Annotated in this window: 13 protein-coding genes; 5 read left to right on the top strand and 8 right to left on the bottom strand. The window is 72.0% G+C overall.

Annotated features, from left to right (window positions below; all coding sequences use genetic code 11):
• Window positions 1-23: 23 nt before the first annotated feature.
• From ACZ5CZ_RS34715 to ACZ5CZ_RS34695, 5 genes are all read left to right on the top strand, one after another.
• Window positions 24-1,418 carry a cytochrome P450 gene (locus tag ACZ5CZ_RS34715; RefSeq protein WP_385842850.1) on the top strand — a complete coding sequence of 465 codons (1,395 nt, stop codon included), beginning with the start codon at window positions 24-26 and terminating at the stop codon, window positions 1,416-1,418.
• A complete protein-coding gene (locus ACZ5CZ_RS34710) occupies window positions 1,415-2,857 on the top strand; it encodes an aldehyde dehydrogenase family protein (RefSeq protein WP_468948574.1) in 1,443 nt (480 codons plus the stop codon). The genes ACZ5CZ_RS34715 and ACZ5CZ_RS34710 overlap by 4 nt, the downstream gene beginning before the upstream one ends.
• A 62-nt stretch (window positions 2,858-2,919) precedes the next feature.
• Window positions 2,920-4,182, top strand: a complete 1,263-nt coding sequence (locus tag ACZ5CZ_RS34705; protein ID WP_468948571.1) for a cytochrome P450 — start codon at window positions 2,920-2,922, stop codon at window positions 4,180-4,182.
• Window positions 4,175-4,405: a ferredoxin gene (locus ACZ5CZ_RS34700; RefSeq protein ID WP_385842847.1), complete on the top strand. Its 231-nt coding sequence runs from the start codon at window positions 4,175-4,177 to the stop codon at window positions 4,403-4,405. The genes ACZ5CZ_RS34705 and ACZ5CZ_RS34700 overlap by 8 nt, the downstream gene beginning before the upstream one ends.
• 143 nt (window positions 4,406-4,548) lie before the next feature.
• Entirely contained in the window at window positions 4,549-4,731 is a 183-nt protein-coding gene (locus ACZ5CZ_RS34695) for a hypothetical protein (protein WP_385842846.1), read from the top strand.
• A gap of 95 nt (window positions 4,732-4,826) precedes the next feature.
• Here the strand turns inward: ACZ5CZ_RS34695 and ACZ5CZ_RS34690 are convergent, their stop codons facing one another.
• From ACZ5CZ_RS34690 to ACZ5CZ_RS34655, 8 genes are all read right to left on the bottom strand, one after another.
• The gene (locus ACZ5CZ_RS34690) at window positions 4,827-6,023 is read right to left on the bottom strand and encodes a pyridoxal phosphate-dependent aminotransferase (protein ID WP_468948567.1); all 1,197 of its coding nucleotides are present in this window, start codon (window positions 6,021-6,023) and stop codon (window positions 4,827-4,829) included.
• On the bottom strand, window positions 6,020-6,841 hold the full coding sequence (locus ACZ5CZ_RS34685) for an S-methyl-5'-thioadenosine phosphorylase (protein WP_468948564.1): 822 nt from the start codon (window positions 6,839-6,841) through the stop codon (window positions 6,020-6,022). Before ACZ5CZ_RS34685 ends, ACZ5CZ_RS34690 begins: the two co-directional genes overlap by 4 nt.
• Before the next feature lie 44 nt (window positions 6,842-6,885).
• The gene (gene mtnB / locus ACZ5CZ_RS34680; protein WP_385842843.1) at window positions 6,886-7,575 is read right to left on the bottom strand and encodes a methylthioribulose 1-phosphate dehydratase; all 690 of its coding nucleotides are present in this window, start codon (window positions 7,573-7,575) and stop codon (window positions 6,886-6,888) included.
• Complete coding sequence (mtnA, locus tag ACZ5CZ_RS34675) at window positions 7,572-9,134, bottom strand: S-methyl-5-thioribose-1-phosphate isomerase (RefSeq protein ID WP_468948561.1); 1,563 nt, start codon at window positions 9,132-9,134, stop codon at window positions 7,572-7,574. Before mtnA ends, mtnB begins: the two co-directional genes overlap by 4 nt.
• On the bottom strand, window positions 9,131-10,354 hold the full coding sequence (metK, locus tag ACZ5CZ_RS34670) for a methionine adenosyltransferase (protein ID WP_385842841.1): 1,224 nt from the start codon (window positions 10,352-10,354) through the stop codon (window positions 9,131-9,133). Before metK ends, mtnA begins: the two co-directional genes overlap by 4 nt.
• A gap of 43 nt (window positions 10,355-10,397) precedes the next feature.
• Entirely contained in the window at window positions 10,398-11,150 is a 753-nt protein-coding gene (locus tag ACZ5CZ_RS34665) for a thioesterase II family protein (protein ID WP_468948557.1), read from the bottom strand.
• Window positions 11,147-12,358, bottom strand: a complete 1,212-nt coding sequence (locus ACZ5CZ_RS34660; RefSeq protein WP_385842839.1) for an aminotransferase class V-fold PLP-dependent enzyme — start codon at window positions 12,356-12,358, stop codon at window positions 11,147-11,149. The genes ACZ5CZ_RS34665 and ACZ5CZ_RS34660 overlap by 4 nt, the downstream gene beginning before the upstream one ends.
• Before the next feature lie 64 nt (window positions 12,359-12,422).
• Window positions 12,423-15,983 carry an SDR family NAD(P)-dependent oxidoreductase gene (locus ACZ5CZ_RS34655; RefSeq protein WP_468948554.1) on the bottom strand — a complete coding sequence of 1,187 codons (3,561 nt, stop codon included), beginning with the start codon at window positions 15,981-15,983 and terminating at the stop codon, window positions 12,423-12,425.
• Between the last annotated feature and the right edge of the window lies 1 nt (window position 15,984).

The raw sequence follows: 15,984 nt of genomic DNA, 5'->3' as shown, positions 1-15,984 counted from the left end.
GAACCAACGAGGTGACGAGAGAAATGACCACCCTGGCACCGAACCCCGCGACCGCACCGCGCGGCGCGATCGCCCCCGGCCCACGGGGGGTTCCGCTGCTGGGCAGCCTGCCCCAGTGGAAGTCGGACACCGCCCAGTTCCTGCTGCGCGCCCAGCGCGACCACGGAGAGGTGTCCCGGCTGCGCCTCGGCCCGTACACGGTGCATCTGGTGACGGCTCCCGACGCCGTGGGACGCGTCCTGAAGGAGAACAGCGCCAACTACACGCGCGGTGTCCTCTACGAGCAGTTCCGCCTCGTCATGGGCGACGGGCTGCTCACCACCGACGGCGACTACTGGAAGGCGCACCGGCGGGCGGTCCAGCCGGTCTTCCTGCGCAAGGCGGTCGCCGCCATCGGCCCCAACGTGGTGCGCGCCACCCGGGAGATGCTGGACGACTGGGAGGTCCGCGCCCGCCGCGGAGAACCCGTCGACCTGGTCACCGAGACCCTGCGTCTGACCCTCGTCACGCTCAGCCGTTCGCTGTTCGGCTACGACATCCGGCCCGCCGCGCCGATCCTGAAGGACATCGTCGACAACGTCATCGAGGTGATGTTCAAGCACGGTTCGGTCGGCGAGATGCTGCCCTCCTGGCTGCCGACCCGGCGCAACCGGCTCATCGCCCGCGACCGGCGGATCTTCACCCGGCTCGTCACCGAGATCCGGGACACCCACGCGGCCACCGGGGAAGGGCCGCTGATGGAACTCATCGAGGCGGCCACCGACCCGGTGACCGGCGCCCGCTGGACCGACGACGAGATCCGCGACGAGATGCTGACCATCTATCTCGCCGGACACGAGACCACCGCCGTCGCGCTGCTGTGGACGCTGGTCTCCATCGCCAACCACCCGTCCGTGGCCGAGGAGCTGGACCAGGAGCTCGGGCAGGTGCTGGGCGGCGGCGAACCCTCTCCCGAGGACGTGGAGCGGCTGCCGTACACCTGCCAGGTCGTGGACGAGAGCCTGCGGATGTACCCGCCGATCTGGATCTATCCCCGGGACGCCGTGGCCGACGACGAGCTGGGCGGTTTCCACATCCCCGGCGGCTCCTCCGTCCTGCTCTCGCCCCTGGTCTCCCACCGCAACCCCCGCTACTGGGACAACCCCGAGGCCTTCGATCCGCATCGCTTCGACCCCGGGCGGGTCAGGGAGCGGCCCAAGATGACCTACTTCCCGTTCGGCGCCGGTGCCCGCATGTGCATCGGCAACTTCATGGCCCTGCTCGAACTGCGGATGATCACGGCGATGATCCACCAGCGGTTCCGGCTGCGGCTGGTACCCGGCGACTTCCTGCGCTACGGCGACACCTCCATCTCGCTGCGCCCGATGACCCAGGTGCTCGCCCTCCCCGAGCCGCGTGAGGCAGGTGCCCGGGCATGACCACGGTCACCGGCCCTGCCGCCGCGGCCTCCTCCGCCGCGGCCGACGTCGACGCCGTCGTCGCGGCCGCCCGCGCCGCCCAGCCCGGCTGGGACGCCCTGGGCTTCGCCGGGCGGCGCAAGGTGCTCCAGGCCTGGTGCGCGCTGATCCTGCGCCGCTCGGACGAGCTGATCGACCTCATCCGCGCCGAGACCGGCAAGACGGCCGACGACGCCCGTCTGGAAGTCGTCCTCGTCGCCCACCATCTGCGCTGGACCGCCGCCCATGCCGCCCGGGTCCTCGGCCGGCGCAGGGTCTCGCCCGGTCTGCTGATGTTCAACCACGCGGTCGAGGTGACCCACCGGCCGCTGGGGGTCGTCGGTGTCATCGGGCCCTGGAACTACCCGGCGTTCATCCCCGTCGGTCCCGTGTCCGCGGCTCTCGCCGCCGGGAACACGGTGGTGCTGAAGCCCAGCGAGCTGACCCCCGCGACCGGCGAGTGGCTCGCCGCCACCCTGGCCGAGGTCACGGGCGACACCCGGGTGCTGCACGTCGTCACGGGCGACGGGGCGGCCGGGGCGGCGCTGTGCCGGGCCGCCGTCGACAAGATCTCCTTCACCGGCTCCAGCGCCACCGGACGCCGTGTCATGGCCGCCTGCGCCGAGAACCTGACCCCGGTGGTGATCGAGGGCGGAGGCAAGGACGCCATGGTCGTCGCCGCGGACGCCGACCTCGACGCCGCTGCCGACGCCGCGGTCTGGGCGGCGATGACCAACGCCGGGCAGACCTGCGTCGGCCTGGAGCGGGTCTATGTCGAGGAGTCCGTCGCCGACCGCTTCCTCGACCTGGTCACCGAGCGCGCCGCCGGCCTCCGCGTCGGCGACGGGCCCGACGCCGATCTGGGCCGCATCGTGCTGCCCAAGCAGCTGGACGTCATCGCCGCTCATGTGCGCGACGCCCTGGCCCGGGGAGCCCGTGCGGTCCTCGGCGGCCCGCACTCCATCACCGCGCCCTACGCCGCCCCGATCGTCCTGGCCGATGTGCCGGAGGACTCCACCGCCGTCACCGAGGAGACGTTCGGACCGGTGCTCGTGGTGAACCGGGTGACCTCCGTGGAGGAGGCCGTCGCCCGCGCCAACGCCGGCGGCTACGGGCTGGGCGCCTCCGTCTTCACCCGCGACCGGCACCGCGGCCGGAGCGTCGCCGCCCGGCTGCGGGCCGGCATGGTGTCCGTCAACGCGGTGATCGCCTTCGCCGGAATGCCCGCCGTCCCCTTCGGCGGTGTCGGCGACTCCGGCTTCGGCCGGGTGCACGGCCCGGACGGGCTGCGCGAGTTCAGCCGTACCCAGGCCGTCACCAGTCAGCGGTTCCGGCCCCTGATGCAGCCCACGTCCTTCCGCCGGCGCCCGGGCACGATGCCGGCCCTGGTGCGCATGGTGCGCACCCTCTACGGCCGGTGACCGCCCCGTCGGCCATCGCGCCGACGGCCCCGCGCACCTGCCCCGAAAGGAGCACGCAGAACGTGACCACGACCCTGACCACCGGGCTGGCCCGGCTGGCCGACCACGCCTCCCGGGCCCATCCCTACGATCTGCTGGAGGAGTTGCGGGAGGCGTCCCCCTTCACCGACCCCGCCAGCGGGATCGTCGTCGTCGGCAGGCGCGCCGACTGCGAGACCGTGCTGCGCAGCCCCCGCGTCAGCAGCAACCGCATAGGCGCGGGGATCACCAAGGTTCCCCAGCAGCCCAACCTCATGAACCTGGACGCGCCGGACCACACCCGGCTGCGCAGGCTCGCCGGAAAGGCGTTCAAGCCGAGGGTCATCGAACGCTGGCGGCCCCGGGTGCGGGCCATCGTGCGCGAGCTGCTGGCGGACATCGCCGCGCGCGGCACCGGCAGCGTGGACATGGTCTCCGCCTTCGCCTACCCGCTGCCGGTCCGGGTGATCTGCGAGATGCTCGGTGTGCCCCGTGAGGACCACCCGGTCTTCGAGAAGTGGGCGCACTCCATCGCCTACACCGTCGACCCGCAGCTGGTGCCCGATCAGTTCACCACCGAGGTCGAGCAGAACGTGGAGGAGGCCCGCGCCGGATTCGTCGGCTACTTCTCCCGGCTGATCGAGGAGCGCAAGCGGGAGCCGCGCGCCGACATCCTGTCCGAGCTGATCGCCGCCGAGGAGGAGGGCGACCGCATCACCGAGCGGGACCTGATCCTCACCTGCATCCTGCTGCTGGTGGCCGGGCACGAGACCACCGCCAACCTGATCCTCAACGGTCTTCTCGGCCTGTTGCGCAACCCCGGCCAGTTGGAGCTGCTGCGCGAGCGGCCCGACCTGGCCGAGGCCGCGGTGGAGGAGGTGCTGCGCTACGACGCGCCGACCCAGATGATCACCCGGATCGCCCGCGAGCCGTTCACCCTGGGCGACACCGAAGTGGCCGCCGGACAGCCGCTGTTGCTGCTGCTCGCCGCCGCGAACCGGGACCCCGGGCAGCACAGTGATGCCGACGTGTTCGACATCACCCGGCGCGATGCGGGGCATCTGGGCTTTGCCGCGGGCCCGCACTTCTGCCTCGGCTCGGTGCTGGCCCGCATGGAGGGCGCCGAGGCCCTGAACGCCTTCGCCCAGGCGTTCGTCGCCCCGGCGCTGGACGAGGCGTCGCTGCACTACCGGCCGCATGTGTCCGTCCGCGGCCCCGACCATCTGCGGGTCACCTTCCAGGGCATCCGGCTGGACGGGCTGCCCGGGACCGACGCGGCCGGCGGAAGCGAGGCCGGACATGGCTGAGCCGAAGTGGGAGGTCACCGTCGATCCGGCGCGGTGCGTGGGTTCCGGAGTGTGTGCCGCCGTCGCGGCCGCCCATTTCGCGGTGCACGAGCGCCGGTCCCGTCCGGTGCACCCCGTCACCGAGCCCGACGACGCGGTGCTGGACGCCGCCGAGACCTGCCCGATGGAGGCCATCGTGGTCCGGGAGGCCGGCACCGGCACGCTGCTGGCCCCGGTGGAATGACCGTGCCCGGGGCGGTCGGACCGCATGACCTCGTCACGGTGACCCACGGGCCGCACCCGCTGTGCGGCCGACGGCTGCGGGTGCGTGCCATCCGCGGCCGGTATGCCGAAACGCTCCTCTGCGAACGTCCCGGCGGAGGACTGGTGACCGTCCTGCGGTCCTGGACGGACCGGGCGCCCGGCGCCGTCGGCCAGGACCGCGAGCCGTGCTGCGAGACGCGTCCCGGCATCCCCGACGGCGGTGGCTTCCAGGTCTCCGAGTCCGCCCTGCACCGGCTGCGGGCGTCCTGGGCGCTGTCGGTGGAACGCCTCGTCGGGATGGACTGACAGAGATACCGGCGGCGCGCCCCCCCGGGAAAGAACGGACTCCTCCGACCGGCCCGCACGGGCCGGTCGGAGGAGTCCGTGATGTGCGCGCCGTACTAGGCGAGCGCCGTGAGCCGCTGTACGGCTTCCTCCAGCACCGCCGTCCGCTTGCAGAACGCGAACCGCACAAAGGGCGCGCCCGCCTTCCGGTGGTCGTAGAAGACCGCGTTGGGGATGGCGACGACCCCGGCACGCGCCGGCAGCGTCCGGCAGAACGCGAAGCCGTCGCTCTCGCCCAGCGGGCGGATGTCGGTCGTGACGAAGTACGTGCCCACGGGCCGGAACACCTCGAAGCCCGCCCGGGACAGGCCCGTCGCCAGCAGGTCCCGCTTGGCCCGCATGTCCTCCCGCAGCGCCTCGAAGTAGCTGTCGGGAAGCGCGAGCGCCTCCGCCACGGCGTACTGGAACGGCCCCGACGAGACGTACGTCAGGAACTGCTTCGCGGAGCGGACCGCCGTGAGCAGATGGGGGGCCGCCGTCACCCAGCCGACCTTCCAGCCGGTGAAGGAGAACGTCTTGCCCGCAGAACTGATGGCGACCGTCCGCTCGCGCATGCCGGGCAGCGCGGCGAGGGGCTGATGCCGGACGCCGTCGAAGACCAGGTGCTCGTACACCTCGTCGGTCACCACGAGGAGGTCCCGCTCCACGGCGAGCTTCGCGATGGCGGTGAGTTCGGCGTGGTCGAGGACGGTGCCGGTCGGATTGTGCGGGGTGTTGACGAGGAGCAGCCGGGTGCGGTCGGTGACCGCGGCCCGCAGTTCGTCGGGGTCGAGGCGGAAGCTGCCGTCGTACGGCCTCAGGGTGACCGGCACCCGGGTGGCGCCCGCCATCGCGATACAGGCCGCGTACGAGTCGTAGTACGGCTCCAGGGCGATCACCTCGTCGCCCGGCTCCAGCAGGGCGAGCAGCGCCGCGGCGATCGCCTCGGTGGCTCCCGCGGTGACCAGGACCTCGGTGTCGGGGTCGTAGGACAGGCCGTACCACCGTTGCTGGTGGGCGGCGATCGCCGTACGCAGTTCGGGCACCCCCGGCCCCGGCGGGTACTGGTTGCCGCGACCGTCGCGCAGGGCCCGTACGGCTGCCTCCCTGATCTCCTCCGGGCCGTCCGTGTCCGGGAAGCCCTGGCCCAGGTTGATCGCCCCGGTCTGCGTGGCCAGGGCGGACATCTCCGCGAAGATCGTCGTCCCGAACTCGGCGAGCCGGCGGTTCAGCGGGCCGCGCGGCTGGGTCCGCGGCGGTGTCGCGGCGGTCACGGGAGTTCCAGCGGCAGCTGCATTCCGTCCAGCGCCGTGGAGCAACGGCACCGGCGCTGTTCGGGCAGGCGCTTGACGGCTTCGAGGACAATGCCGCGCAGGTGTTCGATGTTCTGTGCGAACACCTTGAAGACCTCCTCCTGGGCGACGCTCTCCTCGGCGTCGATGCCGGCGTCCAGGTCCGTCACCAGGGCCACCGAGGTGTAGCAGAGGGCCAGTTCACGGGCGAGGACGGCCTCCGGGTGCCCGGTCATGTTGACCAGGGACCAGCCCTGGGCGGCGTACCACTGGGACTCCGCACGCGTGGAGAACCGGGGCCCGTCGATGACCACCATGGCGCCACCGTCGATCGCCTCGGCGCCGCGGGCGGCCGCCGCCTTCAGAACGGTGTCACGGCCGTCCGCGCAGTAGGGATCCGCGAAGGACACGTGGACCGCGTTCTCGTCGTAGTACGTCTGGATCCGGCCGCCGGTGCGGTCCACCAGCTGGTCGGGCACCACCACGGACCCGGGACCCAGCTCGCGGCGCAGCGAACCGACCGCGCACGGTGCCAGGATCTGACGGACGCCGAGGGAGCGCAGTGCCCAGAGGTTGGCCCGGTAGTTGATCTTGTGGGCGGGGAAGGCGTGGTCCTTGCCGTGCCGCGGCAGGAACGCCACCCGGCGGCCCGCGACGCTGCCGACGGCGACCGCGTCCGACGGCCGGCCGTAGGGGGTCTCCACCTCGACGCGCTCGGCGTCGTCCAGCAGCTGGTAGAAGCCGCTGCCGCCGATCACCGCCACCTCGGCCACGGGGGTGTTATCGGATGTACCGCTCATGTGATGTCATGCCTCTTTGTGTCGAGTTCGTGATGATCGGGGGATCAGGGCCGCGTCCGCAGGTCCGCCGCGCCGAGGGTGAGCAGCTGGCAGATGGCCTCGAAACACTCCAGACGGTTGCGCGCCTGCGCGAGGTCCTCACCCCACACGGTGATGCCGTGGTCCACGATGAGCAGTCCCGGAACCACCTCCGTACGGCTGCTCACGTGCTCGGCGACCTCGGCTGCGATCCGCGGCACGTCCGGCCAGTTCGGGAAGACGGGCACGTCGGCCCGGGAGGGATCGGCGAGGCCGAGTCCCTTGAGGAGCTCGAAGTGCGTGAGTTCCAGCGTCGTACGACGGGACCGGTCACCCGCGCGGCAGGCCACCACGGTGGAGTACGGCGCATGGACGTGGATGACCGCGCCGGCCCGCGTGGTGCGGTAGACCGCGGAGTGGATCGAGGTCTCCGCCGACGCGCGCAGTCCGTCGGGCGCCAGGACCGTCTCACCGCTCTCGGCGCCGACGACGACCATGTGCTGGGCGGCGAGTTCGCCCTTGCCCAGCCCGCTGGCGGTGATCAGCGCCTTGTCCTGGTCGCTTCCGGCCAGACGCACCGACAGGTTCCCGGAGGTTCCCGGCATCCAGCCGCGCAGGTACAGGTCGCGGGCGAGCGCGGCCAGATCGGCCGCGGCCCGGTGGTCCCCGGGGTGTTCGCGGACGTCCCGGGCGTCGTGCCCGGTGGATGTCGTCATGCCGGCACCTCGCAGAGGGACAGCACCTCGTGCGACGCCAGCCGCTCGGCCCCGCCGAGTCCGGTGAGCTCGACCACCACCGCCATCCCGGCGACCTGCGCGCCGCAGGCTTCGGTCAGTTCGGCCGCGGCACCGAGGGTGCCACCGGTGGCCAGCACGTCGTCCACACACAGCACCCGGTCGCCCGGACCGATGCCGTCCTTGCGCACCTCCAGCCGGTCCTCCCCGTATTCCAGCGCGTAGCTCGCCGAGTGCACCGCCCCCGGCAGCTTCCCCGGCTTGCGCGCCAGGGTCAGCGGGACACCGGCGTGCGCGGCCAGGGCGCTGCCCAGCAGGAAGCCGCGGGCCTCGACGGCCAGGACCCGGTCGTACCGGCCACGGAACTCGTCCGCGACCCGGGCCGCCATCGCTGCCAGCAGCCCCGGTTCGGCGTAGAGACCGCCCAGGTCACGGAAGACCACGCCCGGGGTCGGATGGTCGGGAAACTCCTCCAGCAGCCCCGCTATCCGCTCCGCCAGAGCGGTGGTCCCCGCTGCCCGGCCGGCCGAGTGGCCCGGCCGGAACACCCGCTGCTCGGTCACGATCGCGGTGATCAGTTCGGCGGGTGTGACGTCGAAGGCGGGGTTGTACGCCTTGGCCCCGGCCGGTGCGCTCGGGCTCCCCTGCCAGCCGGTGACCTCGGCGTCGGCCCGCTCTTCGATCACGATCCCGGAACCGTCGGCCAGCCCCTCGTCCCAGGTGGACTCCGGGGCCACGACCACGAACGGGACGCCGTGCCGGGCCGCGGCCACGGCGAGCCCGTAGGTGCCGATCTTGTTGGCGGTATCGCCGTTCGCCGCGATCCGGTCCGCGCCGACCAGGACGCAGTCGACCAGCCCCTGCGACATGGCCGCCGCGGCGGCCGAGTCGATGCACAGGCGGTACGGGACCCCGGCCTCGCCGAGCTCCCAGGCGGTCAGGCGGGCGCCCTGGAGCAGCGGACGGGTTTCGTCGACGAGCACCTCGGCCACGCGCCCGCGCGCCGCGAGTTCCAGGATCGCGCCCAGCGCCGTCCCCACGGCGGCGGTTGCCAGCCGGCCGGTGTTGCAGTGCGTCAGGAGCCGCAGCGGCCGGGCGGGCGCGATCGACTCCACCAGCTCCACGGTCCGGGCGACGGCGGCCGAGTTCACCGCGATGTCCTCGTCCAGCATGGCCATGGCCTCGGCCAGCACGGCCTGCGGACCCTCGTCCAGTCTGCCGAGCACGCGGCGTACGGCCCAGGCGAGGTTCACCGCGGTGGGGCGTGCCGCGGCGATGCGTGCGGCATCGGCCCGCACCGCCGACTCGTCCCGGCGCCCGCCGGCCCAGTGCCGGTGGGCACTCTGGGCCACGCCCAGGGCCCCGGCCAGGCCGATGGCGGGGGCCCCGCGCACGGCGAGCGACGTGATGGCCTCGATGAGCTGGTCGGTGTTCTCCAGCCGCAACTGCCGGTACTCGTGCGGGAGTCCGCGCTGGTCGACGGCCACGATCGTGCCGTCGTCCCAGGCGAGTGACGCCTTGGAGGTGAGGGCGGCGCTCATGCCGACACCGCCGCACGGAGCGCCTCGGCCCGGTCGACCCGCTCCCAGGTGAAGTCGGGCAGTTCACGGCCGAAATGACCGTAGGCCGCGGTCCGGGCGTAGATCGGGCGGAGCAGGTCCAGGTCGCGGATGATCGCGGCCGGCCGCAGGTCGAAGACCTCGGTGACCGCCCGCTGGATCTCCAGCACCGGCACGGTCTCGGTCCCGAAGGTCTCCACGAACAGGCCCACCGGCTCGGCCTTGCCGATCGCATAGGCGACCTGCACCTCGGCACGCCGGGCCAGACCCGCCGCGACGATGTTCTTGGCCACCCAGCGCATCGCGTACGCGGCCGAGCGGTCGACCTTGGACGGGTCCTTGCCGGAGAAGGCGCCGCCGCCATGGCGGGCCATGCCACCGTAGGTGTCGATGATGATCTTGCGGCCGGTCAGGCCCGCGTCACCCATCGGGCCGCCGATCTCGAAGCGGCCGGTCGGGTTCACCAGCAGGCGATAGCCGGCGGTCTCCAGCTTGATCCCGTCGTGCTCGCACTCGGCCAGCACATGCTCGACGACATGGGTGCGGATGGCAGGCGTCAGCTGCGCGTCGAGGTCGACGTCGGCCGCATGCTGACTGGACACCACCACCGTGTCGAGACGAACGGCCCGATCGCCGTCGTACTCGATGGTGACCTGCGTCTTGCCGTCGGGGCGCAGGTAGGGAACGGTGCCGTTCTTGCGCACCTCGGTCAGCCGGCGGGACAGCCGGTGGGCCAGGGTGATCGGCAGCGGCATCAGCTCAGGGGTCTCGTCGCTGGCGTAGCCGAACATCAGCCCCTGGTCGCCGGCACCCTGCCGGCTCAGCTCGTCGGAGTCGCCCGGCCGGTCGGCGTCCTTGGTGCGGACCTCGTGTGCCGAGTCCACCCCCTGCGCGATGTCCGGCGACTGAGCGCCGATCGACACCGAGACACCGCACGAGGCGCCGTCGAAGCCCTTCTGCGAGGAGTCGTAGCCGATCTCCAGGATCTTGTCGCGCACCAGCTGGGCGATCGGCGCGTAGGCCGTGGTGGTCACCTCACCGGCCACATGGACCTGGCCGGTGGTGATCAGGGTCTCCACGGCGACCCGCGAGGACGGGTCGGCGCTCAGCAGCGCGTCGAGGATGGTGTCGCTGATCTGGTCGGCGATCTTGTCGGGATGTCCCTCGGTGACGGACTCCGAGGTGAAAAGGCGGCGGGACACGGTGCTCCAGGGATGTGATGAGGAAAGGGGGGATGACGTCCGCTCAGCCGGCGCTGTCCAGCGCTTCCAGGCCGAGACTCTCGCGGATGAGCCGCTGCACCGTGGCACGCTCGTCGTTGAGGAAGAAGTGGCCGCCGGGGAACACCTGAACCCGGCAGTCGCCGCTGGTCAGTTCGGCCCAGCGGGCCAGCGAGCCGACCGGCGCCAGGGGGTCGGCGTCGCCACCCATGACCGTGACGGGACAGGTGAGCTTCTCGGGCTGCTGCCAGCGGTAGTTCTCGTACGCGGCGAAGTCGGCACGGATCGACGGCAGCATGAGCCGCATCAGATCGGCGTCCTGCCAGATCACCTCGGGAATGCCGTCGTAGGTACGACGCACCTCCGCCAGGAACTCCTGGTCCGGCAGATGCGAGACCGGGGGTTCGTCCTCCAGACGATGCGGTGCGGACGAGGCGGAGGCGAACAGGTGGCGGGGCGCGGTCGGCAGCAGCTGTGCGGTCTCGTAGGCGATGACCGCGCCCATGCTGTGCCCCAGGAAGGCGAACGGCCGGTCCAGCAGGGAGCCGACCTCCTCCGCCACCCGCTTCGCGATCAGGTGGATGTCGTCGAGCGGCTGTTCGCGCAGCCGGGACTCGCGGCCCGGCAGGTGCACCAGGCAGACCTCCACGTCGGGCGCCAGTTCCGGGATCCAGCGGGCGAACGAGGAGGGGCCGCCACCGCCGTGCGGTACGCAGAACAGCCGTGCCTGCGCGTCGGGGAGCGGCCGCGGGCGCTTGATCCACAGCGAGGTCGTCACGCGACCACCTGCGCGACCCGGCGAACCGTCATGATCTCTTCCAGGGCCGTACACAACCGGGCCAGCTCCTCCGGCGAGTTGTAGTAGTGGGGGGAGATGCGGAGCAGGGTGCTCAGGTCGCGCTGCTGCATGTCGACGCAGGCCGCGTTCTCCAGACACACCCAGGTGTTGATACCGGCGCGCTGGAGGCCCTCCCGGACCTCGTACGCGTCACGGTCCTCGAACGTCAGCGCGATGTTGGCGCAGCGTTCCCGGCCCCGGTCCGCCACGATGACGCCCGGGATGCCGGCGAGATCCTGGCGCAGCTTCCGCGTGAGCCGCCGGAGCAACCCCGAGGTGCGCTCCACTCCCCAGCCGAGCGCGTAGTCGATGGCCACACCCAGGCCGATACGGGAGGCGCAGTTCGTCTCCCAGGTCTCGAACCGGCGGGCACCGGGGGCCAGCCGGTAGGTGCCGGAGAGCCACTCGGCGCCGTCGAGGCCGAGAATGGCCGGCGTCAGCTGGTGGGCGATCTCCTGGCGCACATAGAGGAAGCCCGTCCCGCGCGGCCCGCGCAGATACTTCCGGCCGGTGCCCACCAGCAGGTCACAGCCGATCTCGGCCACGTCCACCGGCAGTTGGCCCACCGACTGGCAGGCGTCCACCAGGTAGGTGATGCCATGCCGACAGGCGACCCGGCCGATCTCGGCGACCGGGTTGATCAGGCCGTCGTGCATCGGTACATGGGCCACGGCTATCAGGCGCACGCGTTCGTCGAGCCGCTGCTCCAGCTCCGCCACGTCGACGAGGCCGTCCTCGTCGACCGGCAGGACCTCCAGCTCCAGATCCAGCCGCTGGGCGAGATGGAGCAGGGATATGTAGTTGCTGCCGTACTCGACCGCCGAGGTGAGAATCCGGTCGCCCGCGCGCAGCGGGATGCTGGACAGCGCCATGGCCCAGGCCCGGCTGGCGCTGTCCAGGATCGCGACCTCGAACCGGGTGCAGTTGAGCAGTGCGGCGATGGCGTCGTGCGTGTGGTCGATCGCCTCCTGGGCGTGCTCGGCCGCCTCGTACGAACCGATGCGGCTCTCCAGGTTCAGATGGCTCGTCATGGCGTCGACCACCGGCCGCGGTGCCAGCGCGGCACCGGCGTTGTTCAGATGGACCACGTGCTCCACACCGGGTGTGTCCGCGCGTGCCCTGGCCAGATCGAACGTGTCGTAGAACAAAGAGGACCCCCGTCTGGTGTTTCTGCGTGAGGCATGGCGAGTTGCAAGCTCCTGTGGACCGGCCCTAGCCGACCAGGTAACGGAGCGCCTCCTGCCCGGCGTCTTCTGCGGCGTCCGTGTCCTCGGCGACCGGGGCGACGGCCTGCCAGCTCACCTCGACCAGTTCGCCGACGGTGGTACAGCCCCAGAACTCCGCCAGGGGCACCTTCGTCCGGAGGGCGCTCTCCACCCGGGTGACCACCTCGAGCAGAGCCAGCGAGTCGCAGCCGACGGCCAGCAGCTCGTCCTCGTCCGCCACGTCGCCCGCCTCGGTGACCTCGGAGACGATCCGGCGGACCGTCACCCCGACCTCCTCACGGGAGAGCTGGACCTGCGGCTCGGCGCCGGTCGCCACGGCCTCCCTGCGCCGGGCGAACGAGGCGTTCACCCGCTCGATCCGCTCCGCCAGCGGAACCGTCGACACCACGCACTGGGGTTCGCCGGACAGGACGATCGCCCCCAGCAGTTCCCCACCCTGATCGGCCCTGATCGCGGTCCGGGCCGCCGCGGCACCGATCCGGGCGCTGCCGGACGCGTCGAAGCGCCACGAGTCCCAGTCGATGCTCACCCAGGGAGCACCCTGCGCCCGCCGTCGGTGGGCGTAGCTGTCGAGGTAGCGGTTGGCCGTCGTGTAGATGCCGAACGCGATACCGCCCAGGAGGGTGTCGAGGCTGGAACAGAGCAGACAGAAGTCGAGAGGCTGCGAGCGGGTGACCCGGTCCAGCACGGCGATGCCGGGAACCTTGGGCCGCAGCGCGGCGACCGCCCGTTCGGTGCTGGTGTCGGCGATGAGCGAGAAGTTCTGGCCCTCCTCGATACCGGCCGCGTGCACCACGCCGTTGATCGGCCCCCATCGCTCGTTGACCTCGGCCACCACCCGGCTCATCTGCTCTTCGTCGGCGACGTCCGCGGCGAAGGCGGCGACCTCCGCACCCAGGTCACGCAGCCGGCGAAGCGGATCCGGGGCGTCGTCACCCTGCGCCGGCGCGCCACGACGGGAGACCAGGGCGATCCGCACGTCGCCCGACCGGGCGAGCTGCTCCGCGATCACCTGCCCGATCCGCCCCGATCCACCGGTGATCAGATAGACCCCGCCGGACTGGAGGGGGAGCGGCGCACCGGTCTTGGCCTCGACCGGTTCCACGGTGCCGACCAGGCGATCCACCCCGCGGTACACCACTTCCAGCTCGTCGTCCGGGTTCGCGATCTCGGCCAGCAGCCGCGGCACCACGTCCGTCTTGGTGCTGCCGGTCGAGAAGTCGACGCAACGGCAGCGGATACCGGGGTGCTCCTGCGGGATGACACGGCACAGACCGAGCAGAGCGGAGGCCTCCAGATGGAGGGAGTGCGCGGCGCCCTGGGCGGCCTGGGCGTTCTCGGTCACCACCCAGAGCTCGGGAGTCTGGCGGGCTGCGGCGAGGGCCTGGACCACGGCCAGCATGGTCAGCGTGCCCCGTCGTATCCCGGCGTCCTGGCCGCCGAGCTGCGGGCCGTACGACCAGAGGTGGATCACCTTGCGGACCGGACCCGTCCCGGCCACGGTCCACTCGACCAGCCTGGCCGCGTCCCGCGCCTCCCCGGGGCGCACACTGACCCGGTCGGCGGCGAGGACCTGGAACCCGTCTCCCTGCTCGACGAGCACGGTGGTCAGACCCGCCGCGGCCAGCTCCGCGCGGAGCGCCTCCGTCAGCTGTCCGCCGTCGCCGAACACCAGGCATGCGCCGTCGGTCTCCGGCAGGTCGCCCAGATGGTACGGACGTGGCAGCGAGGTCCGGGACCAGGCCGGACGGTAGAGCCATTCGGCGAGCGGTGCCTGCTCCTCGGGCTCGAGCAGTCCGGCGGCGTCGGCGCTCGCCCCCGCGGCGCTCTCCACCCAGAGCCGCTCGCCCTGCCAGGGGTAGGTCGGCAGCGGAACCCGCCGGCGCCGCTCGTCCCGGTAGAGCACGGCCCAGTCCCTGGACTCGCCGCGTACCCAGCTCAGGGCGAGGCTCTCCGGCGTGACCTCGTCCGGCTCCGCGCCCTGCGCGCCGGTGTCGGGGCTGTCGCCCGTCTCGAGCCCGGGTATGTCCCCGGTGCCGTCGAGAGCGGCCGCCAGTTCCTCGGCCGAGCCCACCACGGCCGCCCAGCGGTGGGCCAGCGGGCGGCGGCCCACGGCGAGCGTGAACGCGATGTCGGCGAGTTCGGCGTCGGGCCGGGCGGTCAGCCAGGTGCGCAGCCGCCCCTTCACCTCCGCCAGCGCTTCCTCGGTCCGGGCGGACAGCAGCACCGCGTGGCGCCGCACCGCGCTCGGCGCGGCCGGCTGCGGCGCGGGCGCCTGCTCCAGCACGAAGTGGGTGTTGGTGCCGCCCATGCCGAAGCTGCTCACGCCGGCCCGGCGCGGGCTCTGTTCCCAGGGACGCAGTTCACGGTTGAGGTAGAACGGCGTCGCCTCGAAGTCGATGTCGGGGTTGCTCTCCTCGAGGACGGCCATCGGCGGCAGCTCGGCGTTCTTCAGACAGAGAATCGCCTTGAGCAGACCGGCGATGCCGGAGGCGAAGCAGAGGTGTCCGATGTTCGCCTTCACCGAACCCAGCGAGCAGTAGCCACGCTCGTCCGTGTGGCGACGGAACGCGCGGGTCAGCGCGCGCACCTCGATCGGGTCGCCGACGAGGGTGCCCGTGCCGTGTCCCTCCAGCAGCCCGATGGACTCGGCCGACACCCCGGCTTCGTCGAGCGCGGCCTGGATGACCCGGGCCTGCCCCTCGACGCTGGGCGCCGAGAAACCCGCCTTCACCCGCCCGTCGTTGTTCATGGCGCTGCCCTTGATGACCGCGTGGATGTGGTCGCCCGCGGCCAGCGCGTCCTCCAGGCGGCGCAGTACCAGCACGCCGACGCCGTCCCCCTCCACATACCCGGACGCCTTGCTGTCATAGGCCCGGGTGCTGCCGTCGGCGGAGAGGATGAAGCCTTCCTGGTGCTCGTAGGCGAGGGTCTCCGCGGTGCCGATGCTGGCGGCGCCCACCAGCGCCATCCCCGCCCGGCCCTCGCGCAGTGCCTCACAGGCGAGGTGTACGGCGGCGGCCGCGGAGGAGCAGGCGGACTGGACGTTGACGCTCTCGCCGGTCAGGCCGAGCTTGTAGGAGATCCTGGTCGGGACGGTGTCCGGACCGTTGGAGAGCTGGATCAGCATCCGCTCGGCGGCCGAGCGCTGACCGAAGTCCCGTCCCTCGTAGTAGGTGTTGGGCCCGACCGAGGTGTAGACGGCGACGTCCTGGCCCACGCGGTACGGGTCGTAGCCGGCGTCCTCCATCGCGTTCCAGGCGCACTCCAGCAGGTGCCGGTGTTGCGGGTCGAGCACCTCGGCCTCGCGCCGCGGGATGCCGAAGAACTCCGCGTCGAAGCGTCGGATGTCCTCCAGCACACCCCGGGCGAAGACCCAGCGACGGCCGCTGCTGTCCTCCTTGACCCGGGGAGAGCCGTGGCGGATGGATTCCCTGCCCGCGCGGATGTTGGCCCAGAAGTCGTCCAGGTCCGCCGCGTCGGGAAGGGTGGCTGCCATACCGATGACGGCGATCTCGGGTCGGTTCCGGCCTGTGGTCCGGTTCACT

Source organism: Streptomyces sp. NPDC031418 (genome assembly GCF_055581605.1).
This window is presented reverse-complemented; position numbering and strand designations above follow the sequence as displayed.